Source organism: Streptomyces sp. NPDC093097 (assembly GCF_044754325.1).
Taxonomy (GTDB): domain Bacteria; phylum Actinomycetota; class Actinomycetes; order Streptomycetales; family Streptomycetaceae; genus Streptomyces.
The window spans coordinates 1-25,567 of record NZ_JBIVOW010000017.1; the positions used below are offsets into that span (position 1 = coordinate 1).

The 25,567-nt window shown below is 70.9% G+C and carries 23 protein-coding genes; 4 read left to right on the forward strand and 19 right to left on the reverse strand.

Annotated elements, in window-relative coordinates; genetic code table 11:
- Nucleotides 1-508: 508 nt before the first annotated feature.
- Nucleotides 509-1,645 carry an LLM class flavin-dependent oxidoreductase gene (locus tag ACIQE0_RS25955; protein ID WP_366330930.1) on the forward strand — a complete coding sequence of 379 codons (1,137 nt, stop codon included), beginning with the start codon at nucleotides 509-511 and terminating at the stop codon, nucleotides 1,643-1,645.
- A 73-nt stretch (nucleotides 1,646-1,718) separates the two neighbouring features.
- Here ACIQE0_RS25955 and ACIQE0_RS25960 read toward each other — a convergent pair whose 3' ends face one another.
- The 11 genes from ACIQE0_RS25960 to ACIQE0_RS26010 form a co-directional block, all read right to left on the reverse strand.
- Complete coding sequence (locus ACIQE0_RS25960) at nucleotides 1,719-4,535, reverse strand: DEAD/DEAH box helicase (RefSeq protein WP_402336549.1); 2,817 nt, start codon at nucleotides 4,533-4,535, stop codon at nucleotides 1,719-1,721.
- 177 nt (nucleotides 4,536-4,712) lie between these two features.
- Nucleotides 4,713-5,666 (reverse strand): twin-arginine translocase subunit TatC, encoded by a 954-nt coding sequence (gene tatC, locus ACIQE0_RS25965; RefSeq protein WP_366330928.1) that lies wholly within the window; start codon nucleotides 5,664-5,666, stop codon nucleotides 4,713-4,715.
- A gap of 62 nt (nucleotides 5,667-5,728) precedes the next feature.
- Nucleotides 5,729-6,028, reverse strand: coding sequence for a Sec-independent protein translocase subunit TatA (gene tatA, locus ACIQE0_RS25970; protein ID WP_366330927.1), 300 nt, complete (start codon nucleotides 6,026-6,028; stop codon nucleotides 5,729-5,731).
- Nucleotides 6,029-6,239: 211 nt separating this feature from the next.
- On the reverse strand, nucleotides 6,240-6,449 hold the full coding sequence (locus ACIQE0_RS25975) for a hypothetical protein (RefSeq protein WP_366330926.1): 210 nt from the start codon (nucleotides 6,447-6,449) through the stop codon (nucleotides 6,240-6,242).
- A gap of 28 nt (nucleotides 6,450-6,477) precedes the next feature.
- Nucleotides 6,478-6,726 (reverse strand): hypothetical protein, encoded by a 249-nt coding sequence (locus ACIQE0_RS25980; protein ID WP_366330925.1) that lies wholly within the window; start codon nucleotides 6,724-6,726, stop codon nucleotides 6,478-6,480.
- A 69-nt stretch (nucleotides 6,727-6,795) separates the two neighbouring features.
- Nucleotides 6,796-7,746 carry a helix-turn-helix transcriptional regulator gene (locus ACIQE0_RS25985; RefSeq protein WP_402336554.1) on the reverse strand — a complete coding sequence of 317 codons (951 nt, stop codon included), beginning with the start codon at nucleotides 7,744-7,746 and terminating at the stop codon, nucleotides 6,796-6,798.
- A gap of 14 nt (nucleotides 7,747-7,760) precedes the next feature.
- Entirely contained in the window at nucleotides 7,761-8,744 is a 984-nt protein-coding gene (locus ACIQE0_RS25990; RefSeq protein WP_366330923.1) for a WYL domain-containing protein, read from the reverse strand.
- A 118-nt stretch (nucleotides 8,745-8,862) separates the two neighbouring features.
- Nucleotides 8,863-9,237, reverse strand: coding sequence for an FKBP-type peptidyl-prolyl cis-trans isomerase (locus tag ACIQE0_RS25995; protein WP_366330922.1), 375 nt, complete (start codon nucleotides 9,235-9,237; stop codon nucleotides 8,863-8,865).
- A 67-nt stretch (nucleotides 9,238-9,304) separates the two neighbouring features.
- The gene (locus tag ACIQE0_RS26000; protein ID WP_366330921.1) at nucleotides 9,305-10,321 is read right to left on the reverse strand and encodes an FKBP-type peptidyl-prolyl cis-trans isomerase; all 1,017 of its coding nucleotides are present in this window, start codon (nucleotides 10,319-10,321) and stop codon (nucleotides 9,305-9,307) included.
- A 152-nt stretch (nucleotides 10,322-10,473) separates the two neighbouring features.
- Nucleotides 10,474-11,835, reverse strand: a complete 1,362-nt coding sequence (gene pafA, locus ACIQE0_RS26005; protein ID WP_366330920.1) for a Pup--protein ligase — start codon at nucleotides 11,833-11,835, stop codon at nucleotides 10,474-10,476.
- A gap of 9 nt (nucleotides 11,836-11,844) precedes the next feature.
- On the reverse strand, nucleotides 11,845-13,101 hold the full coding sequence (locus ACIQE0_RS26010; RefSeq protein ID WP_402336560.1) for an MFS transporter: 1,257 nt from the start codon (nucleotides 13,099-13,101) through the stop codon (nucleotides 11,845-11,847).
- A gap of 123 nt (nucleotides 13,102-13,224) precedes the next feature.
- Here ACIQE0_RS26010 and ACIQE0_RS26015 point away from each other — a divergent pair, with 123 nt between their 5' ends.
- The gene (locus ACIQE0_RS26015) at nucleotides 13,225-14,301 is read left to right on the forward strand and encodes a LacI family DNA-binding transcriptional regulator (RefSeq protein ID WP_402336563.1); all 1,077 of its coding nucleotides are present in this window, start codon (nucleotides 13,225-13,227) and stop codon (nucleotides 14,299-14,301) included.
- Nucleotides 14,302-14,355: 54 nt separating this feature from the next.
- Here the strand turns inward: ACIQE0_RS26015 and prcA are convergent, their stop codons facing one another.
- The 5 genes from prcA to arc all read right to left on the reverse strand — a co-directional run bounded on the left by prcA (nucleotide 14,356) and on the right by arc (nucleotide 20,352).
- Nucleotides 14,356-15,210, reverse strand: a complete 855-nt coding sequence (gene prcA / locus ACIQE0_RS26020; protein ID WP_402336566.1) for a proteasome subunit alpha — start codon at nucleotides 15,208-15,210, stop codon at nucleotides 14,356-14,358.
- Nucleotides 15,211-15,281: 71 nt separating this feature from the next.
- A complete protein-coding gene (gene prcB, locus ACIQE0_RS26025) occupies nucleotides 15,282-16,127 on the reverse strand; it encodes a proteasome subunit beta (RefSeq protein ID WP_366330916.1) in 846 nt (281 codons plus the stop codon).
- A 274-nt stretch (nucleotides 16,128-16,401) separates the two neighbouring features.
- Nucleotides 16,402-16,620: a ubiquitin-like protein Pup gene (locus ACIQE0_RS26030; protein WP_366330915.1), complete on the reverse strand. Its 219-nt coding sequence runs from the start codon at nucleotides 16,618-16,620 to the stop codon at nucleotides 16,402-16,404.
- A 178-nt stretch (nucleotides 16,621-16,798) separates the two neighbouring features.
- The gene (gene dop / locus ACIQE0_RS26035; RefSeq protein WP_366330914.1) at nucleotides 16,799-18,310 is read right to left on the reverse strand and encodes a depupylase/deamidase Dop; all 1,512 of its coding nucleotides are present in this window, start codon (nucleotides 18,308-18,310) and stop codon (nucleotides 16,799-16,801) included.
- Between the two features lie 275 nt (nucleotides 18,311-18,585).
- Nucleotides 18,586-20,352, reverse strand: a complete 1,767-nt coding sequence (gene arc / locus ACIQE0_RS26040) for a proteasome ATPase (protein WP_366330913.1) — start codon at nucleotides 20,350-20,352, stop codon at nucleotides 18,586-18,588.
- 249 nt (nucleotides 20,353-20,601) lie between these two features.
- On the opposite strand from arc, the gene ACIQE0_RS26045 reads away from it, so the two are divergent.
- On the forward strand, nucleotides 20,602-20,892 hold the full coding sequence (locus tag ACIQE0_RS26045; protein ID WP_366330912.1) for a ferredoxin: 291 nt from the start codon (nucleotides 20,602-20,604) through the stop codon (nucleotides 20,890-20,892).
- A gap of 94 nt (nucleotides 20,893-20,986) precedes the next feature.
- Here the strand turns inward: ACIQE0_RS26045 and ACIQE0_RS26050 are convergent, their stop codons facing one another.
- The 3 genes from ACIQE0_RS26050 to ACIQE0_RS26060 all read right to left on the reverse strand — a co-directional run bounded on the left by ACIQE0_RS26050 (nucleotide 20,987) and on the right by ACIQE0_RS26060 (nucleotide 24,359).
- Entirely contained in the window at nucleotides 20,987-21,577 is a 591-nt protein-coding gene (locus tag ACIQE0_RS26050; RefSeq protein ID WP_402336570.1) for a hypothetical protein, read from the reverse strand.
- A gap of 224 nt (nucleotides 21,578-21,801) precedes the next feature.
- A complete protein-coding gene (locus tag ACIQE0_RS26055) occupies nucleotides 21,802-22,773 on the reverse strand; it encodes a tRNA (adenine-N1)-methyltransferase (protein ID WP_366330910.1) in 972 nt (323 codons plus the stop codon).
- A 281-nt stretch (nucleotides 22,774-23,054) separates the two neighbouring features.
- Nucleotides 23,055-24,359, reverse strand: coding sequence for a site-2 protease family protein (locus ACIQE0_RS26060; RefSeq protein ID WP_402336573.1), 1,305 nt, complete (start codon nucleotides 24,357-24,359; stop codon nucleotides 23,055-23,057).
- Between the two features lie 205 nt (nucleotides 24,360-24,564).
- Here ACIQE0_RS26060 and ACIQE0_RS26065 point away from each other — a divergent pair, with 205 nt between their 5' ends.
- Nucleotides 24,565-25,542, forward strand: a complete 978-nt coding sequence (locus tag ACIQE0_RS26065) for a RecB family exonuclease (protein ID WP_402336576.1) — start codon at nucleotides 24,565-24,567, stop codon at nucleotides 25,540-25,542.
- Nucleotides 25,543-25,567 lie beyond the last annotated feature (25 nt).

The window sequence follows — 25,567 nt, forward strand, 5'->3', positions numbered from 1 at the left end:
GGGGACGGGTCTGTGGGGCGGTAGGGGTGTGCCGGACGTAAAGCGAAGCAGTCCGGCACACCCCTACCGCCCCACAGACCCGGCACCGCGGCCGACAAGCCCCGCGCAGCGGCACCGCAGCGGACCCGCGCCGCAGGCGCGAAAAACAGCAACCCCCGCGGCGGGGAAGCCGACAACGTGGGAGGCAGCCAGCCGCAGGCGCCAACGCCAACGCCAAAACAATTGGTTGACGACAGGCACACCCGCCTGTTCCACTGGCTCCATGCGACCTCAGCAACCGCTGGTCACCCGGGACCACATCGACTTCGGTCGCGTGTGGTCCGCCTCCTGTCGCCTCTGACGTCCCGGTGCCGCACCGGGCGGTCCTCCGCCCCCGTGCCCACCGTCATGCCCCCTGATGCCGGTTCTCCCGCGCATCCCGCATGAACATGCCTCCCGCACGGACGACGTCGCGCCCTCCGCACGTCAGTGCGTCCCGCATGATCGACGAGAAGACGAGGCCGCACCCATGCCTGTCGAGTTCCTCGGCATAGCCGCCACCCACGACGGATCCGAAGTCACCCCGCGCTCCGGCGCCTCCTTCGACAAGGACTACACCCTCAAACTCGCCCGCGCCCACGAGGATTACGGCTGGGACCGGGTCCTGTTCGCCTACGGGTCGGGCTCCCCCGACCCCTCCCCGGCCGCCGCCTACGTCGCGGCACACACCGACACGCTCCAACTGCTGGTGGCGCACCGCCCCAACGTCTCCTACCCGACCTTCGCCGCGAAGACCTTCGCCACCCTGGACCGGATCAGCGACGGCCGGCTCGCGGTGCACTTCATCACCGGCGGCAACGACCACGAGCAGCGCCGCGAGGGCGACACCCTCTCCAAGGACGAGCGCTACGCCCGCACCCGCGAGTACATCCAGATCGTCAAGCGGGCCTGGACCAGCCGGCAGCCCTTCGACCACGAGGGCACCCACTACCGCTTCTGGGACTTCGTCTCCGACACCTTCCCCGTCCGACAACCGCATCCGCAGGTGTCGTTCGGCGGCTCCTCGCCGGCGGCGTACGCGGCGGGCGGCGCCGAGGCGGACATCTACTGCCTGTGGGGCGAACCGCTGGCGCAGACCGCCGAGCAGATCGCCTCGGTCAAGGCGGCCGCCGCGGCGGCCGGCCGCACCGACGCGCCCAGGATCCAGGTGGCCTTCCGGCCGATCATCGCGCCCACCGAGGAACTGGCCTGGGAGAAGGCGCACCACACCCTGGCCCGGATCAAGGCCCGCACGGCGGGCGGCGCCCTCAGCCGCCGGCACCCGTTGACGAACCCGCAGAACGCCGGCTCCCAGCGGCTGTTGGCGGTGGCGGCGCGGGGCGAACGGCACGACCGGGCGCTGTGGACGCCGACCGCAGCGGAGACCGGCGGCGCCGGCAACTCCACCGCCCTGGTCGGCACCCCGGAGACCGTCGCCCAGGCACTCCTGGACTACTACGACCTGGGCGTGACCATCCTCTCCGCCCGCGGCTACGACCTGCTCGACGACGCCGTCGACTTCGGCCGGCACGTCATCCCGCTCGTCCGCGAGGAGGTCGCAAAGCGCGACGCGGAACGGGCCGGGAAGGCAGCCGAGGAGCAGACCGCGCAGCGCACGGCGTCCTGACCGCCGTTCGTACCGAACGCGCCGGGCCGCGCCGCCGGAACCTCCCGTTCCGACGGCGCGGCCCGGCCGCCCGTCAGCCCACCGACGAGTACGCCACGACCCCGCGCAGCACCCCGTCCATCGCCTTGCGCGCGGACCGCGCGACCGTGCCCTCGGGCGGTGCCGCCGCCGCGATCTGCCCCAGGACGTCCACCAGCTGCTTGCACCAGCGGACGAAGTCGCCGGCCGGCATGTCCGCCTCGCCGAGCACCTCGTCCAGGCCGAAACCGGAGGTCCAGCGGTACGCGGCCCAGGCGAAGCCCAGATCGGGCTCGCGCTGGCCGACGCCCTCCGCCTGACTGATCCGGTGCTGCTCCTCCAGGGCGTCCAGCCGGCCCCAGATGTGCACCATCTCCGCCAGCGCGGCCTGCGCCTTGCCGGCCGGCAGCTTCGGCGCGACCGCGTCGTCCGCCTGCCGCGCCTCGTAGACCAGCGCCGAGGCGCAGGCCGCCAGCTCCGCGGGGGTGAGCCCCTCCCAGACGCCGGCCCGCAGGCACTCGCTGGCCAGCAGGTCCAACTCGCCGTAGAGCCGGGCCAGTCGGCGGCCCTCGTCGGTGACCGTGTCGCCTTCCAGGTAGTCCAGCTCGGTCAGCAGCGCGCAGATCCGGTCGAAGGTGCGGGCGATGGTGTTCGTCCGGCCCTCGATCCGGCGCTCCAGCTGGTGGGTGTCCCGCCGCAGCCGGTGATAGCGCTCCGCCCAGCGGGCGTGGTCCTCGCGCTCGTCGCAGCCGTGGCAGGGATGGGCGCGGATGTCCTTGCGCAGCTGGTTGATCTCGCGGTCGTCGGCCGCCTCCGAACGGGGCCGGCGGTGCCGGTCGGGCACCAGATGACCGGCCTTGGTACGCAGCGCGGACGCCAGATCGCGGCGCGACTGCGGACTGCGGGCATTGAAGGTGCGCGGGATCCGCATCCGCTCCAGGGCCGTCACCGGCACCGGGAAGTCCATCGAGGCGAGCCGCTTGACCTGCCGCTCGGCGGTGAGCACCAGCGGCCGGGGGCCGTCCTGGGCGTCCGGGCCACGGTGGCGGTCGGTCCGCCCCGCCGGCATGCCCGGGTCCAGCACCAGCGCCAGCCCGGCGTACTTGCCCGTCGGCACATGGATGACATCGCCCGGCCGGAGCTTCTCCAGCGCAGCGGCGGCCGCCGCCCGCCGCTGCACCGCGCCCTGCTTGGCGAGTTCGGTCTCCCGGTCCTTGAGCTCCCGCCGCAGCCGGGAGTACTCCTCGAAGTCGCCGAGGTGGCAGACCATCGCCTCGCGGTAACCGTCCAGGCCCTCCTCGTTGCGCTGCACCTGGCGGGTGATCCCGACGACCGACTTGTCGGCCTGGAACTGCGCGAACGACATCTCCAGCAGCTCCCGCGAGCGGTGCCGCCCGAACTGCGAGACGAGGTTGACCGCCATGTTGTACGACGGCTTGAAGGAGGACCGCAGCGGGTACGTCCGCGTCCCGGCGAGACCGGCCAACGCGGCCGGATTCATCCCCCGCTGCCACAGCACCACCGCATGGCCCTCGACGTCGATGCCGCGCCGCCCGGCCCGACCGGTCAGCTGGGTGTACTCGCCGGGGGTGATGTCGGCGTGCTGCTCACCGTTCCACTTGACGAGCTTCTCCAGCACCACCGAACGCGCCGGCATGTTGATGCCCAGCGCCAGCGTCTCGGTCGCGAAGACGGCCTTGACCAGGCCCTTGACGAACAGCTCCTCGACGACCTCCTTGAACGTGGGCAGCATCCCGGCGTGGTGCGCCGCGATGCCCCGCTGGAGCCCCTCCAGCCACTCGAAGTAGCCGAGCACGTGCAGGTCGTCGTCCGGGATGCCGGCCGTGCGGGCCTCGACTATCCGGCGGACCTCCTCGCGCGCCTCGGCGTCGTTGAGCCGCAGGCCGGAGTGCAGGCACTGCTGGACGGCCGCCTCGCAGCCGGCCCGGCTGAAGATGAAGGTGATCGCCGGCAGCAGCCCCTCGTTGTCCAGCCGGTCGATCACCTCGGGCCGGCTCGGCGTCCAGATCCGGGCGCGCTGCCGCCGCTCCCGCTCCCGGTCGGCCTCGCGCAGATTGCGGCCGCGCCGCTTGTCCCGGCCGAACGTCGGCCGGCTGTTCTCCATCCGCGCCAGCCGCTCCAGATCGGGATTGACCTCCCGGCGCCCGCCGGCGGCCCCGTCCCGCTCCTCGAAGAGGTCGTAGATCCGGCGCCCCGCGAGGACGTGCTGCCACAGCGGCACCGGGCGGTGCTCCGAGACGATCACCTCGGTGTCCCCGCGGACGGTGTCCAGCCAGTCGCCGAACTCCTCGGCGTTGGAGACCGTCGCCGACAGCGACACCAGCGTCACCGAATCGGGGAGGTGAATGATCACCTCTTCCCAGACCGCACCGCGGAACCGGTCGGAGAGGTAGTGCACCTCGTCCATGACCACATAGCCCAGGCCGGCCAGCGACTGCGAACCGGCGTAGAGCATGTTCCGCAGCACCTCGGTGGTCATCACGATCACCGGGGCCTCGCCGTTGACGCTGTTGTCGCCCGTCAACAGGCCGACCTTCTCGGGGCCGTAGCGCCCCACCAGGTCCTGGAACTTCTGGTTGGACAACGCCTTGATGGGCGTGGTGTAGAAGCATTTGCGGCCCTGCGTCAGGGCCAGGTGGACGGCGAACTCGCCCACGATCGTCTTGCCGGATCCGGTGGGAGCGGCGACCAGCACACCCTTTCCGGCCTCCAGGGCCTGGCACGCCTCGACCTGGTACGGATCCAGGTCGAAGTCGTACAGCTCCCGGAACGGCGCGAGTGCGGTGGCCTGCTCGGCCGCACGGACTTTGGCGGCGGCATAGCGCTCAGCAGGGGACATGTCCTCGGTCATCGTGCTTACGAGACTACCGGCCACCTCTGACAACGACCCGATCTTTACGGCGGCCCACCGCCCGGCCGCCCGAACCGTCCCGGACATGCGGACGGCCCCCGCGCTCCATGAGCACGGGGGCCGCCAATTCCGCTTAGCGGTACGTCACTTCACGTGACCTCGCGACTACCCGCCACCTCAGGTGATGTCGTCGTAACCGCGGCGCTCACCGTCGCCGCGCTCGCCGCCGGCCTGCCCCGGCAGCATCCGCTGGGACGCGACCGGTTCGATCTCACCGACCTCGGACGGGGTCAGGTCGAGCTCGGACGCCTCGTCGTCGGCCAGCCCCCCGTCCGGATCGGACCGGCCGCGCCGGCGGTCGTTGAGGAGGCAGATGCCCACCGCGCCGAAGTACAGCGCCACGATCGGCAGGGTCAGCAGCGACATGGTCAGCGGGTCACCGCCCGGCGTCGCGAGCGCCGCGAAGATCGTGATGCCCAGCACCATGAACCGCCACCAGCTCAGGACGCGCTTGCCGGTGAGCACCCCGCCGAGGTTGAGCAGCACCAGCAACAGGGGCAGTTCGAAGGCGCAGCCGAAGACCAGCACCATCCGCGTGACGATGTCGATGAAGTCGTCGGCGGGGAAGAGGTTGGTCCAGTCCTGGGGCGTCAGCCCGACCAGTGCACCCGCGGTGGTCGGCAGCACCGCGTAGGCGAGGTAGGCACCACCGAGGAAGAGCGGTACGCCGGCGGCCACGAAGGTCAGCGCGTACTTCTTCTCGTGCCGGTGCAGGCCCGGCGCGAGGAACGCCCAGAGCTGGTAGAGCCACAGCGGACTGGAGAGCACCAGGCCCACCGTCAGCGACAGCTTGAGCATGATCGTGAACGGCGCGAACAGGCCGTTGGCGGTGATCTGCGCACATGGGTGCGGATGCGATCCGACGCCGGCGCCCCCCTTGCAGCCGACCGCGTCGACGACCGGGCCGGTGATGAAGTGGGCGATCGGCTCGTACTGCCACATGGCGAGAGCGGTGATCACGAGGATCGCCAGCACCGATTTCAGCAGCCGGTTGCGCAGCTCACGGAGATGGTCCCCGAGGGGCATCCGCCCCTCGGGGTCCTTGTGCTGCTTGCGGGCAGACTTGGGCAACCCACGTCCTCGTCTCGTGCGTCAGCCGCGCCGACGGTGTCGGTGCGGCCGGATCGGCTCGGTCAGCTCTGGTTGGTGCGGTTCGGCTCGGCCACGGGGCGCGAGCTGGTCACGTCACCGGGCGCAGCCTGAATCGTACGAGGTGCCGCCTGCGCGGCGTCGGCCGGAGCCTGGGACGCGGCGCCGCCCTCTGCCGCCTTCTCCGCCTCGCTCTCCTTCTTCATCGCCTTGGCCTCGCTCTTGAGGATGCGGGCCGACTTGCCGAGCGAACGCGCCATGTCGGGCAGCTTCTTCGCACCGAACAGCAGGAAGATCACGGCGATGATCAGCAGGATCTCGAGGGGCCTCAGGTTGGCTAGCATGTGCGACTACCTTCTCGCCTTGGGCGGCGCGTCCTGTGGTGCCTGCCGATGGGGGTCGGACCGGCGTCCTGGTGGTGCCTCGATCGTAACGTTCGGCGGTGAACGTCCGGCAATCCCCGTGCATACTCCGGATTGCCCACTCCACCGGGCCGCCTGAACCGCCCAGCAGCCTACCGTCCGGGCGCCCGCGGCAGCAGAGGTCGCGCCGCCGTCAGGTCCGATCCTGCCCCACGTCGTGCATCCGGGAGGCCAGCGGCACCGCGGCCCGCTCCAGGTCCTCCGCGGCCCGCTGGATCCGCTCGCTCGCGGTGCCGACCTCCCGGGCCAGTCGCCGCACCTCCGCGAAGACGCGGACGGACAGGACGCCGAGGACGGCGATCCCCAGGAACCCGAGGGCGACAGCGATCATGGGCCAGAGCATGGGACCGAGCCTATCCGGTCCGTCCCGATCAGCCGATGTGCAGCCGCAGCGTGCGCACCCCGCCACCGGTGAGCAGTTCCACGATCCGCTCCCCGGCCGGCCTGCGCACCGGGCACTCGCAGTCGGGGCAGGTGAAGGAGTAGAAGGTGGTGCGGCGGCTGGCGCCGATGGCCAGCCGGAAGGCGTCCGAGGCCAGTTCGAAGCGCCCACGGCACCGCGGGCAGGCCGCCTTGAAGAGCACCGGCGCGGTCATGTCCGCCAGAGTGGTCGTCGCCATCGTGGTCGTCATCCTTCGCTGCCTCCTACGGTCATCGGTGCGCCGGCCCGCCTCCAGGGCGGGCCGGTCTCACTCGCCGTACGCCGCGAGCGCCTGCCGGGCCGCCTCCCGAGCGCTCTGCGCGAGCGCCGGCGGCGACACGATCCGGCCGTCCCCGCCCAGCCGCAGCGCCAGCCGCCGCAGCGACGCCGGGTCAGGCGTGCGCAGCGTGATCCGCAGCCCCCCGTCGGGGAGTTCCTCGGCGCTGTCGTGCGGGTAGTACTCGGCGACCCACCGGCCGCCGGGCCCCACCTCGACGGAGACCTCGGGATCCTCGGCCGCCGGCTGCACCAGCCCCTCCGACAGGTCGCGCAGCTCGACCGGCGGCGGGTCGGCGGGCGCGTCCAGCAGCCTGATCTCGGCGACCCGGTCGAGCCGGAAGGTGCGCCGGGCCTCGGAGAGCCGGCACCACGCCTCCATGTAGGTGTGGCCGACGGCGAACAGCCGGATCGGGTCCACCTCGCGCTCGGTCAGCTCGTCCCGCGCCGGGGAGTAGTAGCGCAGCCACAGCCGGCGCCGCTCGGCGATGGCGCGGTCCACGTCGGCGAAGACCCCGCCCTCGGACTCGAAGGTCACCGCCAGCCGCGAGCTGGCCCCGGCCACCTCGCCGGCCGCCGCCTCCAACTTGGCGGTGGCCCGCAGCAGCGCCTGCCGGTCGCCCTCGCGCAGCCCCGGGAGGGTCGCCACCGCGCGGGCGGCGACCAGCAGCGCGGTCGCCTCGTCGGCGGCCAGCCGCAGCGGCTCGGCCACGTCGTCGGGGTTGTGCCACCAGATCCGGTCGCCGTCGGTGTCGATGTCCATCAGGTCGCCGCCGCGGAAGCTCGTCCCGCACATCGGCAGCACGTCGAGGTCGGCGATCAGCTCGTCCTCGGTGATGCCGAAGGCGCGCGCGACATCGCTGACGCGGGCGCCGGGGCGCTCGCGCAGATACGTCACCAGCGACAGCATCCGGCGGGTCTGGTCGATCGCGTTCACAGCCATGGTCCCGTTCCCCTTCAGCCCTTGGCCACCGCGCGCAGCCGGTCGACGACCTCGGTGCGCAGCTCCGCCGGCTCCAGTACGACCACATCGGGCCCGAACTCCACCAGCCAGGCGTCCAGCCCGTGGCCGTAGGGGATCTCCAACTCGTCCCAGCCGCCGTCCAGTTCGCGGACGGACAGCGCCCGGGCGCGCAGCGGATAGCCGTGCCCGGCGCGCAGCCTGATCCGCGCGGTGCCGGTCGCGGCCTCCCCCGCCCAGCGCTCGACGGTCTCCCGCACGGTGACGTGGTCGGGCACCGGAGCGGTGAACTTCCCCTGCCGGGAACGGACCTTGCCGGTGATCCGGGACAGCCTGAAGACCCGCTCGGCGCCACGGTCGCGGTCCCAGCCGGCGACGTACCAGTGGCCGCGCCAGCACTCCAGGATCCACGGTTCGAGGTGGCGCTGCTCGGGGCGGGCGGCGTTGGACTTGCGGTAGTCGAAGACGACCGGACGGCGGTCCCGGCAGGCCAGCATCAGCGGTTCGAAGGCCGCCTCGTGGGTGGGGATGCGGGGCTCCAGCGCGCTGTGCGGCTGCCCGGCCTCCACGTCGTCGCGGTCCCCGGCCAGCGGCATCCCGGCCGCCCGCAGCTTCTGCAGCGCGCCGCTGGCCGCCCCGGCCAGCCGGGCCTGCTGCCAGACCTTGGCAGCCAGCCCGAGGGCCGCGGACTCCTCGGCGTCGAGGGTGATCGGGGGCAGCCGGTTGCTGTCGCGGCGGGCGAGGTAGCCGACCTCGCCGTCGATGCCGTCGACGGTCTCGATGACCAGCCCCAGCTCGCGCAGATCGTCCTTGTCCCGCTCGAACATCCGGTTGAAGGAGTCGTCGGACGCGTTCCCCGGGCCGAACGCGTCCCGGTACGCCTCGATCGACGACCGCAGCTCGTACTTGGTCAGCGGGCGTCGCGTCCCCAGCAGGCACAGCGCCAGATTCATCAGCCGCTCGGCCTTGGCAATCGCCATCGACGCCCTCTCTCGTTAGCTCCCAACGGGTGACCGTACCGCCCTGTGTGCGTACCGCAAAAGCGGAGGGTCCGCACCGCCGGGCGGTGCGGACCCTCGGGACGTCCTGCGGGGTCGCTCAGACGGAGACCAGGTCGCAGACGAAGATCAGCGTCTCGTTGGCCGCGATCCGGCCACCGCCGGCGCCGCGCTCGCCGTAGGCGAGGTGCGGCGGGATGGTCAGCCGGCGCCGGCCGCCGACCTTCATGCCCTGCACGCCCTTGTCCCAGCCCGGAATGACCTGGCCGACACCCAGCTGGAACTGGAGCGGCTTGCCGCGGTTCCAGCTCGCGTCGAACTCCTCACCGGTGCTGTAGGAGACGCCGACGTAGTGCACGGAGACCATGTCCCCGGCCTTGGCGACCGGCCCGTCGCCCTCCCACAGGTCCACGATCTCCAGGTCGGTGGGAACCGGGCCCTCGGGGAAGTCGATCTCGGGCTTGTCGATGCTCACGTATGTGCTCCTACTTGCGAATCTTTTCGATTACCTGGTCAGTCTCGCAGATCCCGCGAGCCCCAGGTCAGACCGTGCCGACGATGTCCACCACGAAGACCAGCGTGTTCTTCGCCAGCTCGTGCTGCGGGCTGGCGCCGTAGCCCAGCTTCGGCGGGATCACGATCGCCACGCGGTCCCCGACGTGCTTGCCGACCAGTGCCTTGTCCCAGCCCTGGACGACCTGCCCGGTGCCGATCTGGAAGGCGGTCGCCCCACCGTGGTCCCACGACGAGTCGAACTTCTTCCCGTCCTCCCACTTGACGCCGGTGTACTGGGCGATCAGCCCGTCGCCGGCCTTGACCTCCGGGCCCTTGCCCTTGATCAGCACCTGCTCCTTGAGGTCGGTGGGCGCCTTCTCCCCCTCGGGGATGGTGATCGTCGCGGCCTTGTCGTCCGCGGCCTTCACCTCGGGCATGCCGTCCTCCGGCTCCGCCTGGGTGCCCTCGGCCTTCGCCTTCTTGTCCACCTTCTTCGCGCCGACCACGTCCACGACCCAGACCAGGCCGTCCTCCGGCTTGATCCCCGACTGCGGGTTGAGGCCCTCGCCGATCAGCGCCTTGGCGGTGCCCTCGACCTCGAAGCGGCTGCCGACCTTCTGCCCGACCGCGGCGGTCAGCACCTTCGGCGGCAGCATCTGCTGCGTCATCTGGTCGGTGACCTCGGTGACGACCTGGGTGCGCGCGGCCCCCGGCTTGGTGCCCGGCTGCGGCGTCCAACTGCTGCCGAGGTTCTGGCCCTTCATGGTCTGCGCGGAGAAGTCCAGGCGGACCAGGTCGCCCTTGTTGACGGCGGCGCCCTTGCCCTCGATCAGGGTCTTGGTGACGGCCTTGTCGGCCGGCTTGGCGTCCTTGGGCACGGAGATCGTCGGCTTCGCACCGGCCTGGCCCGTCACCTTGACCACGGCACCGCCGGAGCCGCTGTCGCCGTCGGAGCCGCAGGCGGCGGTGAGGAGCAGAACGGGCACGGCCAGCGCGGCAGCGGCGGCGCGACGGGTGTGCGTGGCGAACGGACGGGGGAAGCGGCCCCCGGAAGAATTCAGCATCTGTCCAACTCGGGCTCGTGGGGAAGATGGGCAATGCCCGCCACTCTACGACCTGTCCCTGTGACCGCTTCTGTTAACACAGCAGCGGTTGCCGACAGCAATGCGCCGGGAGCATTCCTGCTCCCGGCGCATCGGTGCGCATTTGCGGACGCTCACATGCCGGCGATCAGCTTCTCCACCCGATCGTCGACGGAACGGAACGGGTCCTTGCACAGGACCGTGCGCTGCGCCTGATCGTTGAGCTTCAGATGCACCCAGTCGACCGTGAAATCACGGCGCTGCTCCTGGGCCCGGCGAATGAAGTCGCCGCGCAACCGCGCCCGCGTGGTCTGCGGCGGAACGGACTTGCCCTCGAAGATCTTCACGTCGTTGCAGATCCGCGCCGCCTGCCCCTTCCGCTCCAGGAGGTAATAAAGACCTCGGCGGCGATGGATGTCGTGATACGCGAGGTCTATCTGCGCCACCCGCGGGTGGGACATGCTGATGTTGTGCTTCGCGCGATACCGCTCGATCAGCTGATGTTTCATCACCCAGTCGATCTCGGTGGCGATCCGGTCGAGTTCCTGGTCGCGAACGGATTCGAGGGTGCGGCCCCACAACTCCAGGACGCGTTCGACCAGACCGGTGCGGATTCCGCGGCGGTCGCAGAAATCGACGGCCTTTTCGTAGTATTCCTGCTGCACTTCGAGCGCGGACGCCTCGCGCCCGCTGGCCAGCCGCACCTTGCGCTGGCCGGTGGTGTCATGACTGACCTCCCGGATCGCCCGGATCGGGTTCTCCAGCGTCAGATCGCGCATGACGGTGCCCGCCTCGATCATCCGCAGCACCAGGTCGGTGGCTCCGACCTTGAGCATCATCGTGGTCTCGGACATGTTGGAGTCGCCGACGATGACGTGCAGCCGGCGGTAGCGCTCGGCGTCCGCGTGCGGTTCGTCCCGGGTGTTGATGATCGGCCGGGAGCGGGTGGTCGCCGAGGAGACGCCCTCCCAGATGTGCTCGGCGCGCTGGCTGACGCAGTAGACCGCGCCGCGCGGCGTCTGCAGCACCTTGCCTGCGCCGCACAGCAGCTGCCGGGTGACCAGGAACGGGATGAGGATGTCCGCGAGCCGGGAGAACTCACCGTGCCGGGCCACCAGATAGTTCTCGTGGCAGCCGTAGGAGTTTCCCGCCGAATCGGTGTTGTTCTTGAAGAGATAGACGTCGCCCGCGATTCCCTCCTCGTGCAGGCGGCGTTCGGCGTCGACGAGCAGACCTTCGAGAATGCGTTCGCCGGACTTGTCGTGGGTGACCAGTTCGGTCACGTTGTCGCACTCGGGAGTTGCGTATTCCGGGTGTGACCCCACGTCCAAGTACAGGCGGGCGCCGTTCCGCAGGAAGACATTGCTGCTGCGGCCCCATGACACGACACGGCGGAAGAGGTACCGCGCCACTTCGTCAGGCGACAGTCGGCGCTGTCCCCTGAACGTGCACGTGACGCCGTACTCGTTCTCCAGCCCGAAAATGCGGCGGTCCATGACTGAACATTACGCCTGATGGCCTGCTCTGAAACCGGGTTCGACAGCCCCGTTTCGATCATTTTCCGTCCCGGTGGACGCCTGCCCGGTCGCCACCGGATCCCCGAGGAATCGCTTCATCGACAAAAGCACCAGCAGCGCCGCGACCCCGGCGGCCCCCGACACCGCGAATCCCGCGGCCGGCCCGCCCCCCTGCACCGCCGGCCCGCCGGCCGAGGCACCCGCCGCCGCCCCCACCCCGAACGCCGTCACCAGCCACGAAAACGCCTCCGTCACCGTGCCCTTGGGCGCATGCCGGTCCACCACCACGAACGCGCAGGCCAGCGCCGGCGCCAGAAACAGCCCGGCGACACCCGCCAGCACCGTCATACCTGCCACCCCGGGCGTCAGGGAGAGCGGCAGATACCCCAGCGCCAGCAGGGCGACGAGCAGCCGCAGTCGGGGCTCCGGGCGTCCCGGCCACTGCCGGGCCCCGTAGACCAGGCCGCCGATCAGCGCACCCGTCGAGAGCGCCGAGAGCAGATAGCTGGCGACCCGCCCGCCGTGCCGGTCCCCGTACGCCACGGCCGACACCTCGATCGACCCCAGCGCCAGCCCGACGAAGAGGAAGGCACCGATCAGCACCAACATCCCCGGCGAACGCAGCGCCCCCAGCCAGTGCGCCTCCCTGGGCGCGCTGCGCCACTCCCGGGACGGCCTGGAGACCACCACGGACAGCGCACCGAGCACCCCGATCGCGTTGATCACCAGCAGCGCGGCCCCGGCCGACCACGCCGCGACGCACAGCGTGACCAGCAGCGGACCGGCCGCGAACATCACTTCCTGGGCCACCGCGTCCAGCGCGTACGCGGCGTGCACCTGGTCCGCCCGTCGCAGCACCCCGGGCCACAGCGCCCGCAGCCCGCCCTCCAGCGGCGGGGTGAAGAGCCCGGCGATCATCACGGCGGCACAGGCGGGCCAGCGCGGCTCCATGCCGACGGTGACGAGCAGCGCCATCCCCAGCGCGGAGAGCCCAGCGGCGGGCAGCATCACCCGCGGCTGCCCGAAGAGATCCACCGCGCGGCCGAGCAGCGGCTGGCCGATGGCGCTGCAGACGCCGTAGACCGCACAGAGCCCACCGGCCAGCACATAGCTGCCGCCCTGGGCACGGACGAAGAAGAGCACCGCCAACGACGCGGTGGCGTTCGGCAGCCTGCCGACCAGGGTCCCCAACAGGAGCCGAGCGGCGTACCGGGTCCTGAGCAACTCCGCATATCCCGCGGCCACGCCTACCCCTCTCCGTCCGGCCCACTGCCGGAAGTGTTACGTATAACGTGCGGCGTCATACGTACCATGGCGACAGTCCGCGGGTCCACCCCGCAGCGCCGGCCCCAAGGAGTGACGCACCCGGTGACCAGCAACGAGGCCACCGCGCCCGCCAGCCGTCCGACGGCCGCCCGGGCCACCAGCCGCGATGTCGCCCGCGCCGCCGGCGTCTCGCAGGCCGCCGTCTCGCTGGTCCTCGGCGACAAGTGGCGCGGCCGGGTCTCCCCCGGCAAGGCCGAGGCGGTCCGGGCGGCCGCCCGCGACCTCGGCTACCGCCCCAACCTCGCCGCCCGCAGCCTGCGCACCGGTCGCACCCGCACCGCGCTGCTCGTCGTCCCCGCGCTCACCACCGAGTTCTTCGCCCGGGTCTTCACCGGCGCCGCCCGGATCGCCGCCGCCCACGACTTCGGTGTGGTCCTCTACCCCTCCCCCGAGGGCACCGGCCCGGCCCGCGACCCCTTCGACTCCGCCTCCGCCGCACTGGACGGCGTCATCGCCTCGTCGATGGCGGCCGACGCGCTCGCCGCGCTGCGCACCGCCGGACTGCCGCTGGTGATGCTCGACAGCGACCCCGACGGCGGCGCCGCCTCGGCCGTCGTCAACCTCGATATCGCCGACGGCGTACGGCAGTTGGCCGCCCACCTCACGGGCCTGGGCCACCGCCGGATCGCCCATCTCGCGGCCGATGTGGACTCCTGGACCTTCGCCGTCCGCGCCCGGGAGCTGACCGGCGCCCTGGCCGGCGTCCCCGGCGCGGTCCTGCGCCGGCAGCCCACCGCGCTCAGCGTCGACGCCGGTCTGCACGCCGCACACGCCGCGCTGACCGCCCCGGGCCCCCGCCCCACCGCGCTGCTCTGCGACGACGACATCATCGCCGCCGGTGCCTGCAAGGCGGTGCGCCGCCTCGGGCTGCGGATCCCCGAGGACATCTCGGTCACCGGCTTCGATGACCTCGCCCTCGCGCTCGCCGTGGAGCCGGAGCTGACGACCGTTCGACTGCCCGCCGAGGAGTTCGGCGAGGCCGGGATGCGGGCCCTGATGGCCGCCCTGGACGGCACCCCGGCCGACGCCGCCACCCTCCCCGTCACCCTCGTCCCGCGCGGCTCCACGGCACCGCCGCCGGACACCGCGCACAACACCGCGCGCCCCGGCGGGCGTTGACCCACCGGGGCGCGCGGTCCGGGCGACCGGCCCGGAAGCGGTATGCCGCGTTCCTCAGTCCTCCGCGGCGCCGGACTCCGTCTCGCCGCCGTCCGCCTCCGGCGTGCCGGCGGCGTCCTTCCCCGCGGCGGCGTCCTCGCCGTTCCCGGCGGGACCCGAGGACTCCCCCTCGCCCTCGCCGGACGCGCCCTCCTCCTTCTCCGCCGCGGCGTGCTCGTCCAGCAGCCGGGCCAGCTGACGCCCCAGGATCCGCTTGAACTTCCGCTTCTGCGGACGGGTGCGGTCCAGCACCGCGACCTCGAGGTGCTCGGCGGTCAGCGTCCGCTCGCCGCCGTTGGTGTCCCGGGAGAGCGACTCGACCGCCAGCCGCAGCGCCTCCGCCAGGGACATCCCGTCGCGGTGGCGCTGGTCGAGGTAGCTGCTGATCTGGTCGGCGTTGCCGCCCACCGCGACCGAGCCGTGCTCGTCCACGATCGAGCCGTCGTGCGGCAGTCGATAGATCTGGTCGTCCTCGGGGGCGTTGCCCACCTCGGCGACGATCAGCTCGACCTCGTAGGGCTTCTCGGCCGCGCTGGAGAAGATCGTGCCGAGCGTCTGGGCGTAGACGTTGGCCAGCCCGCGGGCGGTCACGTCCTCCCGGTCGTAGGTGTAGCCGCGCAGATCGGCGTAGCGGACGCCGCCGATCCGGAGGTTCTCGAACTCGTTGTACTTGCCGACCGCCGCGAAGGCGATCCGGTCGTAGATCTCGCTGACCTTGTGCAGGGCCCGGGAGGGATTCTCGGCGACGAAGAGCACGCCGTCGGTGTACTGCAGCACCACGACGCTGCGGCCGCGCGCGATGCCCTTGCGGGCATACTCGGCGCGGTCGGCCATGGCCTGCTGGGGTGAGACATAGAACGGCGTCGACACCGGCTATCCGTCCCTTCCTGTCAAAAGCTCTCTCGCTGTCTGGGGGCGCACCACTGGAACCAACCGTCCCGTCAGAGCAGCGCGGCGCGCGGGCCGTCGGGCTGGTTGAGGCGACGTTCGTGGATGGCACGGGCGATCTCGGAGATCTCCGCCTCGGTCAGCTTGCGGCAGCCCTCTTCGGTGATCACCGTGACGATGGGGTAGATCCGCCGCGCCAGGTCCGGCCCGCCGGTCGCCGAGTCGTCGTCGGCGGCGTCGTAGAGCGCCTGGACGACGGCGGTGGCGGCCTGATGCTCCGTGAAGTCCTCCCGGAAGAGCTTCTTCAGCGCACCGCGGGCGTAGACCGAACCGGAGCCGGTGGCCGCGAAGCCGCGCTCCTCCGACCGCCCGCCGGTGACGTCGTACGAGAAGATCCGGCCCTTCTCGCGGTCGAGGTCGTAACCGGCGAACAGCGGCACCACGGCGAGGCCCTGCATGGCCATCCCGAGGTTGCTGCGGATCATCGTCGAGAGCCGGTTCGCCTTGCCCTCCAGGGAGAGTTGGGTCCCCTCGACCTTCTCGAAGTGCTCCAGCTCCAGCTGGAACAGCTTGACCATCTCCACCGCGAGCCCGGCCGTGCCCGCGATACCGACCGCCGAGTACTCGTCGGCCGGGAAGACCTTCTCCATGTCGCGCTGTGCGATGACGTTGCCCATCGTGGCCCGCCGGTCACCGGCGAGCACCACACCGCCGGGGAACGAGACCGCCAGGATGGTCGTGCCGTGCGGGGCCTCGATGACGCCCTGCACCGGCGGCAGCGAGCGCTTGCCCGGCAGCAGCTCGGGCGCGTGCTGCCCGAGGAAGTCCATGAACGACGAGGATCCAGGCGTCAGGAAGGCAGCCGGCAGACGCCCGGTGCTTGGAGTGTTGGCTTCCACACGTTTCCTTCCGGATACTCGGCCGCCCGCCCGAGGTACGTCCGGCCGAACCATGAATTGACCCGAGGCTGCGTCGCAGCCGAAGCAGAGTACGCCTCGGACCCTACCCGCCCCGGAGCTGTGATCCACATGTTGGGATCCGGTATCGAACAGACCGGGCGGCTTCCCGCCCGAAGCGACGCTCGCCGGCCGGGCGCCGCGCGCGGGAATTCCCCTTCGCACCGCGCACAGCACGCCGACCGGCGAGCGTCAGAGATAAGCGCCCGTTTTACGCTTACTGTCCGCCTTTTTGGACAAATGACCGCACGAAATCCTCGGCATTTTCTTCCAGCACATCGTCGATCTCGTCCAGGACGGAATCCACGTCGTCGGACAATTTCTCCTGGCGCTCCTTGAGGTCCGCCGAGACCTCCGCGTCCTGGGCCTGCTCCTCGACCTCTTCGGTGGACCGAGTGGCCCGCTGCTGTCCGCCGCCGGTGTCCTTGGTCGCCATATCCCTCACCCCGCTCGGTTTGCCCCGCTCGATGTGACCTTCAAGATCCGACCCTACAAGCAGGGTCCGACATCGGCCCTGCACTTGCTGCAACGCCCGGGAGTCACCTCGATGATTCCCGCACCGCGGCCGTTTCAGCCGTCGATCGGCCGTGGATTTGCCATGGACCTGCCCCGCATCAGCGCCCGGACAACGTCCTGACCAGCTCTTCTGCCGTACGGCAACGATCCAGTAGCTCCTTGACGTGCTTACGGGTCCCGCGCAGCGGCTCCAGCGTGGGCACGCGCTGCAGAGAGTCACGACCGGGCAGGTCGAAGATGACCGAATCCCACGAGGCGGCGGCCACGTCGTCGGCGTACTGCTCCAGGCAGCGCCCGCGGAAGTAGGCCCTGGTGTCCTCCGGCGGCTTCAGCTCGGCCTCCTGCACCGCCGGCTCGTCCAGCAGCCGCTGCATCCTGCCGCGCGCCACCAGGCGGTTGTACAGGCCCTTCTCGGGGCGCACATCGGCGTACTGGAGGTCGATGAGGTGCAGCCGGGCGGCGTCCCAGTCCAGGCCGTCGCGGCGGCGGTAGCCCTCCATGAGCTCCCGTTTGGCGACCCAGTCCAGCTCCCCCGACAGGCTCATCGGGTCGTTCTCCAGACGCCCCAGCACGTCCTCCCAGCGGGAGAGCACGTCCCGGGTCTGCTCGTCCGCGTCCGCGCCGTAGCGGTCCTCGACGTACTTGCGGGCCAGCTCGAAGTACTCCATCTGGAGCTGCACCGCGGTCAGTGTGCGACCGCTGCGCAGCGTGATCAGATGGTGCAGCGACGGATCGTGCGAGACCTGGTGGAGGGCGCGTACCGGCTGGTCGACGGCGAGATCGACGGCGATGAAGCCGTCCTCGATCATGGACAGCACCAGCGCGGTGGTGCCCAGCTTCAGATACGTGGAGATCTCGGAGAGGTTGGCGTCGCCGATGATCACGTGCAGCCGGCGGTACTTCTCGGCGTCCGCGTGCGGTTCGTCGCGGGTGTTGATGATGGGCCGCTTGAGCGTCGTCTCCAGGCCCACCTCCACCTCGAAGTAGTCGGCGCGCTGGCTGATCTGGAAGCCGTGCTCGTGCCCGTCCTGTCCGATACCGACCCGTCCGGCCCCGGTGACCACCTGCCGGGAGACGAAGAACGGCGTCAGGTGGCGCACGATGTCCGAAAACGGGGTCTCCCGCTTCATCAGGTAGTTCTCGTGCGTCCCGTAGGAGGCGCCCTTGTTGTCGGTGTTGTTCTTGTAGAGGTGGATGGGCTGGGCGCCGGGGACCTGGGCCGCGCGCTCGGCGGCCTCGGCCATGATCCGCTCACCGGCCTTGTCCCAGAGGACCGCGTCCCGCGGATTGGTGACCTCGGGGGCGCTGTACTCGGGGTGCGCGTGGTCGACGTAGAGCCTGGCGCCGTTGGTGAGGATGACGTTGGCCAGGCCGATGTCCTCGTCCGTGAGCTGGCTGGAGTCGGCGGCCTCGCGGGCGAGATCGAAGCCGCGGGCGTCCCGCAGCGGGTTCTCCTCCTCGAAGTCCCAGCGGGCACGTCGTGCCCGGTGCATCGCGGCCGCGTAGGCGTTGACGACCTGGGACGAGGTGAGCATGGCATTGGCGTTCGGGTGGCCGGGGACGGAGATCCCGTACTCCGTCTCGATTCCCATTACTCGCCGTACGGTCATGCGGCCCTCCTTGCCCGGCGGCGCCCCCGGATGGGGCAGGCGCTCAAAAACCGCTGCGCTTCCGGTCCGTGTGCGCTCCCCGCGTCCGCACAGCGAGACACAGCGGTACCGAAGAGCCTAGAACGCCTTTGCGGCGCTGGGGAGATCATTGCAGTCATTGCTCCAGTCCGGTTTTCCCTGATCCGTCGCCGGCTTGCCGGGGGCGGTCCGCACGCCCCGGAAAAGCAACCGGCTGCGGACGCCCCGTGCAGGACATCCGCAGCCGAAGAGCGGTGTTACAGGTATTGGCCGGTATTCGCCACCGTGTCGATGGAGCGGCCGGTATCCGCGCCCTGCTTTCCGGTGACCAGGGTACGGATGTAGACGATCCGCTCGCCCTTCTTTCCGGAGATCCGGGCCCAGTCGTCCGGGTTGGTGGTGTTGGGCAGGTCCTCGTTCTCCTTGAACTCGTCCACGCACGCCTGGAGGAGATGGGAGACCCGAAGGCCTTTCTGGTTGTGCTCGAGGAAAGCCTTGATGGCCATCTTCTTCGCACGTCCCACAATGTTTTCGATCATCGCGCCGGAGTTGAAGTCCTTGAAGTAGAGGACTTCCTTGTCACCATTGGCATAGGTGACCTCCAGGAAACGGTTTTCCTCGGATTCCGCATACATCTGCTCGACGACCGACTGGATCATTCCACTGACCGCCGCCTTGCGGGAATTCCCGTGTTCGGCGAGATCGTCGGCGTGCAGCGGGAGCTTTTCCGTCAGGTACTTCGAGAAGATGTCCTTGGCCGCCTCGGCGTCCGGACGCTCGATCTTGATCTTCACGTCGAGCCGGCCGGGACGCAGGATCGCCGGGTCGATCATGTCCTCGCGGTTCGAGGCGCCGATGACGATCACGTTCTCCAGGCCCTCGACACCGTCGATCTCGGAGAGCAGCTGCGGGACGATGGTGTTCTCCACGTCCGAGCTGACCCCGGATCCGCGGGTCCGGAAGAGCGAGTCCATCTCGTCGAAGAAGACGATGACGGGTGTGCCCTCGCTCGCCTTCTCCCGGGCGCGCTGGAAGACCAGGCGGATGTGCCGCTCCGTCTCACCGACGTACTTGTTGAGCAGCTCGGGGCCCTTGATGTTCAGGAAGAAGCTCTTCCCGGCGGGCTGCCCGGTGACCTCGGCGACCTTCTTGGCAAGGGAGTTGGCGACCGCCTTGGCGATGAGGGTCTTGCCGCAGCCGGGCGGGCCGTAGAGCAACACGCCCTTGGGCGGGCGGAGTTCGTGCTCCTTGAAGAGGTCGGGGTAGAGGTAGGGGAGCTCGACCGCGTCCCGGATCTGCTCGATCTGACCGCTCAGACCGCCGATCTTGGTGTAGTCGATGTCCGGGACCTCTTCGAGGACCAGTTCCTCGACCTCGCTCTTGGGGATGACCTCGTAGACGTAGCCGGAGCGGGAGTCGAGCAGCAGGGCGTCGCCGGGGCGGATGGTGATGTCCAGCAGCGGCTCCGCGAGCCGCACCACCCGCTCCTCGTCGGTGTGCCCGATCACCAGCGCGCGCTCGCCGTCCTCAAGGACCTCCTTGAGCGTGACGATGTCGCCGGCGGACTCGAACTCCATGGCGGCGACCACGTTGAGCGCTTCGTTGAGCATCACCTCTTGGCCGCGCCGCAGGTCCTCGGCGTCGACGCTGGGGCTCACGTTCACCCGGAGCTTGCGGCCCCCGGTGAAGATGTCGACGGTGCCGTCGTCGTTCGCCTGCAGGAAGACACCGAAGCCGGCCGGCGGCTGCGCGAGCCGGTCGACCTCCTCCTTGAGGGCGACGATCTGGTCACGGGCCTCGCGGAGCGTGTTGGCAAGGCGCTCGTTCTGAGCGGAAACGCCGGCCAGGTTGGTCTGCAGCTCGACGATCCGCTCTTCGAGAATCCTCGTGTGCCGCGGAGAGTCGGCGAGCTTGCGTCGCAGGACGGCGATCTCCTGCTCAAGATAGGCAACCTGACCGGCTGGATCTTCAGACCCGCGCCCGGGCCGGATGCCGCGGTTGATGTCGTCGTCGTGGGCTGCCACGGTCCTCACCTCCTCCAAGGAGCTGGACGCTTCCAGACCCTACCTGGGCCGGTGCAGGTTGAAACCCCTAGATCGAAAAGACTGTCGGGGTGTGTCCGATCTTCACCCTTGCGCACGTCCTCACGCCAAGGGAATACCCACCCAACAACATCGGAAAGCGAGCGGTTGTATCGTCGAGTCGGTCAACACCCGTCAGGGCTGGCGCCACTTAGACAAAAACGGTTCACGTAAGCAGGAACGGCAGGCGAGATGACCGCGCAGGACGAAGCACCGGAGCTGGAAGTCTGGATCGACCAGGATCTGTGCACCGGGGACGGGATCTGCGCGCAGTACGCGCCGGAGGTCTTCGAGCTCGACATCGACGGCCTGGCTTATGTCAAGAGCCCCGACGACGAACTGCTCCAGGAGGAGGGCGCCACAACGCCCGTGCCGCTTCCGCTGCTCAACGACGTGCGGGACTCGGCCAAGGAGTGCCCCGGCGACTGCATCCACGTGCGCCGGATCTCCGACGGCGTCGAGGTCTACGGGCCGGACGCCTGAGCGGCCGGCGGCGCTGACGCACGGTAGACGGCGCGCGGACGCGGCGTAGCTGCGGCGTAGCCGATCACCGGACACGCACACGTCGCGCGACGAATCAGGCACCTTCGGTTGCCGTAGTGGCGGGGAGTTCGCTCTGGACGAACTTCCCGCCTTGCCATTGCCACTTGACGGTCTTGTGCACGTCCGGCATGTAGCGCGGGACGTCGGGCGAGGAGTAGCCCTGGACGGTCACGGAGACCACCGGGCCCTGGACGGCGAGGTCCTGGACGGAGAGCCGCTGGGCGGGCGCCACGAGCGTCGCCACGATGCGGGGCGCGGCCTTGGGGGCGGAGGGCTGCGCGAGGACGTAGACGCCGCTGGGCGGGGTGCCGACCTCGCTGTGGCAGCGGACCACGGCGACGGTCTGGGTGCCGCCGGTGCCGTCGAGGTCTCCGGAGGCTTTCTGGACCACGTCGAGGCGGTTGGGGCCGCAGTTGACCGGGAACGTCACCCGGGCCGGATCGGGCGCGGGCGCGGCGACCGCGGTGGCCCTGGTGGTGCCGGCGGCCTTCGCGGTGGCGGTGGTGGCGGAGGGCTGGAGCAGGGACGAGACCGCGATCACGGCCGAGAGGGCGGTGGCGGTGGCGAGCCAGTGCATGGGGTGGGGCTGGGTGTGCAACAGGTCCTGGCCTGCCAAGGGCTGCACGCGGGGTAACTCCTGTGAAGTGCTGTGGCGGTGGGAGTGCCCAGCATCGTTCCACAGGCGGGGGCGGCAAGGAACCGGCGGGGCGGAGTTCACGGAGTTTTCCGCACCGGTCCTGCGCACCGTCCACTCCGCTCCGTACGACGAACGAAACGGCGCCGCCGACGGTTCCCGCTCGGGGGAACTCGTCGGCGGCGCCGGTCGGTTCGGGGTCTGCCCCAGTGGCGTCAGCCGTGCTCGGGCGAACCGTCGGTGAGGTCGGCGGCGACGTCCGCGGTGGTGGCGCCGTCGGGCTTGCCGGGGGCCTTCTTCTCGCGTCCGCCCGGTCCGGAGTAGTCCTCCCCGTAGGCGCCCTTCGCCGGACGGCGGCGGCGCAGCGGGGGCTCGACGCCGTCGGCGAGCCGACGGGCGGTGAGCAGGAAGCCGGTGTGGCCGATCATGCGGTGGTCGGGGCGGACGGCGAGGCCCTCCACGTGCCAGGTGCGGACCATGGTCTCCCAGGCCGACGGCTCGTTGAAGGTGCCGTGTTCGCGGATCGCCTCGACGGTGCGGGCCAGCTGCGTCGTCGTCGCCACGTAGGCGCAGAGGATGCCGCCGGGCACCAGTGCCTTGGAGACCGCCTCCAGGCACTCCCAGGGGGCGAGCATGTCCAGGATGACCCGGTCGACGTCGGTGTCGGAGAGGTTGTCCTGGAGGTCGCCGACGGTGAGCGTCCAGGCGGGGTGCGGACCGCCGAAGTAGCGCTCCACGTTCTGGGTGGCGATCTCGGCGAAGTCGGCGCGGCGCTCGTAGGAGTGCAGCATGCCGTCGTCGCCGATGGCGCGCAGCAGGAAGCTGCTGAGTGAGCCGGAGCCCACCCCCGCCTCGACGACGCGGGCGCCGGGGAAGATGTCGGCCATCGCCAGGATCTGCCCCGCGTCCTTGGGGTAGACCACGGCGGCACCGCGGGGCATGGACAGGACGTAGTCGGGGAGCAGGGGACGCAGCGCGAGGTAAGCGACGTTTCCGGTGGTACGGACAACACTGCCCTCGGGCGCGCCGATCAGCTCGTCGTGGGGGAAGGCTCCCTTGTGGGTGTGGAAGCTCTTGCCCTCTTCGAGCGTGAAGGTGTAGTGGCGTCCCTTGGGGTCGGTGAGCTGGACCTGGTCCCCGACCTTGAAGGGCCCGCGACGGCGGGCGGCACCGGTCGGTTCGGACATGTGACCAGCCTACCGGCCGTTCGGCGTTCGCCGTACCACGGGCGATCGGGCGGCCGCCGCGGCAGGACCGCCGGGGCCGCCCCTACGGGGCTTTCGAACGGGGCCGGGCCCCCGGCTGGGGGCTACCCGCAAAGGCGCGGAGCCATCCCCGCGGCGGCGCCCCGCACTCGGGGCGGTCGGGGCCGCCGGGCCGCGGACCACGACGAACGGGCCGCGGTTGAAGACGGTCCGGCCGCGGTTGGAGACGGTCGGGCCGCGGTCCACCAGGAACGGGCCGCGGTTCAGGACGGTCGGGCCATGGCTGCGACGAAGGCGCGTTCCACGTCGGCGGCGGCGAGGACGCCGTAGATCTCCCCGGTGTGCTCGGTGACGAGGTACTCCGTGGCGGGGGTGGCGCGGAGGTGGTCCAGGAGGTCCTCGCCGGCGAGTTCGGCGCCGACCCGCATGCCGTCCTTGAGGTCCTGGGCGAGGGAGCCGACGGCGACCCACGGGCGGCGGTGCTCGGGGATGCCGATCAGGGCGGCCTCGCGGACCAGGGCGGTGGGGAACCCCTGGCGGTCGACGACGACCAGGGCGCGGGCGCCGGCGTCGTCGGCGCGGCGCAGCGCCTCGGAGAGCGGGGTGTCGGTCTCGACCGGGATGGCGCGCCGGGTGAGCGTACGGGCGGTGAGGTCGGGGAGGCGTTCGCGCAGCCGGGCCATGCGGAGGCTGTTGCCGGCGCCGGTCCAGATGATGGCGGCGAGGATCGCGGCGAGCAGCGCGTCGGTGAGCGAGTCGGCGCCGCTGATCTCCTCGGGGGCCCGGCCGAGGGCGCCGGTGTGGGTGAGCAGCGGCAGTCCGATGAGGACGGTGACGGCCAGCGCACGGCCGACCCAGGCGGCGGCGACGGTGCCGCTCATCGGCTTGCCGGTGAGCTTCCAGACGACGGCGCGCAGCATCCGGCCGCCGTCCAGGGGCAGGCCGGGCAGCAGGTTGAAGACCGCGACGATGAGGTTGGAGATCATCAGGCCGGCGAGCAGCACGCCCGGGACGGTGTCCGGTTCGACCAGGCGCATGCCGACGTAGAAGACGCCGGCGAGGACGAGCGAGAGGAGCGGGCCGACGAAGGCCAGGACGAACTCCCGGCCGGGGGTCTCGGTCTCCTTCTCTATCTCGGAGACGCCGCCGAAGAACTGGAGCTGGATCCGGCGGACGGGCAGCTTGAAGCGGAGCGCGGCGACGGTGTGGGCGAGTTCGTGGACGAGCACCGAGGCGTAGAAGGCGACCGCGAAGAAGAGCGAGACCAGATAGCGGGCGGCGCCCAGCTCCGGGAGGACCCGCTCCAACTGGCCGCCGAAGACCCAGGTGATCAGGGCGGCGACCAGGAACCAGCTGGGCGCCACGTAGACCGGTACGCCGAAGGGGCGGCCCATGAGGATGCCGCCGCCGGGGCCTCTGGTGCCGGCGCTCCCCCGGTCGGTGCCCCGCGGTTCACCCGGTGCGCTCGGCGGCTCCTGAGGTCCGTCGGGTGCGCGCTCGGGCTGCTGGGGCGGCTGGGCCTGCCCGGACTCCTGGGGGTCCTGCGGCGGCTTTCCGCTCTCGTCCACGGCGTCCCCTCGTCGAATACGGCTTCAGCACCTGCACTGCCTGATAACTCGATCATGCAGGGCAAAGGTGCCCGACGTCGATGGTATGCGGAGCTTCCGGCCGTGATCCGTCGTGGGGCGGGCCGTCCGGGCCACGGGCGGGCGCAGGCCCCGCCGTCCGCGACCGGTCCGCGGTTGTCAGTGGCGGGCCGTAGGGTTCTGTGGCATGGGATGGAGCACGGAGAAGACCGAGGCGGACGCACCGGGTGACGGGCCCGAGCCGGCGGCGGCCGCGATCCCGGCGCAGGGTGCGGCGCCGGCCGCGGAGCTGGCGCGGGGCGGGGCGCGCCCTCCGGAGGCGCTGTCGCCGTCGCGGGCCGGCGACTTCATGCAGTGCCCGCTGCTCTACCGCTTCCGCGTGATCGACAAGCTGCCGGAGAAGCCGAGTCCGGCGGCGACCCGGGGCACGGTCGTGCACGCGGTGCTGGAGCGGCTCTTCGACGCCCCCGCGGCGGAGCGCACGGCGTCCGAGGCCCGCGCGCTGGTGCCGGTCGAGTGGGAGAAGCTGCTGGCCAAGCGCCCGGAGCTGGCCGAGCTGTTCGCCGACGACGCGGACGGCGCGCAGTTGGGGCAGTGGCTGACGCAGGCCGCGGAGCTGGTGGACCGCTGGTTCACGCTGGAGGACCCGACGCGGCTGGAGCCGGCCGACCGCGAGCTGTTCGTGGAGACGGTGCTGGACTCCGGGCTGAAGCTGCGGGGTTTCATCGACCGCGTCGACGTGGCGCCGACGGGCGAGGTGCGGCTGGTCGACTACAAGACCGGCAAGGCGCCGCGGCCGCAGTTCGCCGAGGGCGCGCTGTTCCAGATGAAGTTCTACGCGCTGGTGGTGTGGCGGCTGCGGGGCGTGGTGCCGCGCCGCCTCCAGCTGGTGTACCTGGGCAGCGGCGAGGTGCTGAGGTACGACCCGGACGAGCGCGATCTGCGGGGCGTGGAGCGGAAGTTGCTGGCGCTGTGGGAGGCGATCCGGGAGGCGACGGAGACCGGTGACTGGCGGCCGCGGCCGACGAAGCTGTGCGGCTGGTGCGATCACCAGGCGCACTGCCCGGAGTTCGGCGGCACTCCCCCGGTGTATCCGCTGCCCGTCCGGGCGGCCGCGGCCGATCCGGGCGAGGGTCCCGGCGGCGCTCCCGGGGAGATGCGGTAGCCGCCGGTGCGCCCGGCGGACGGCG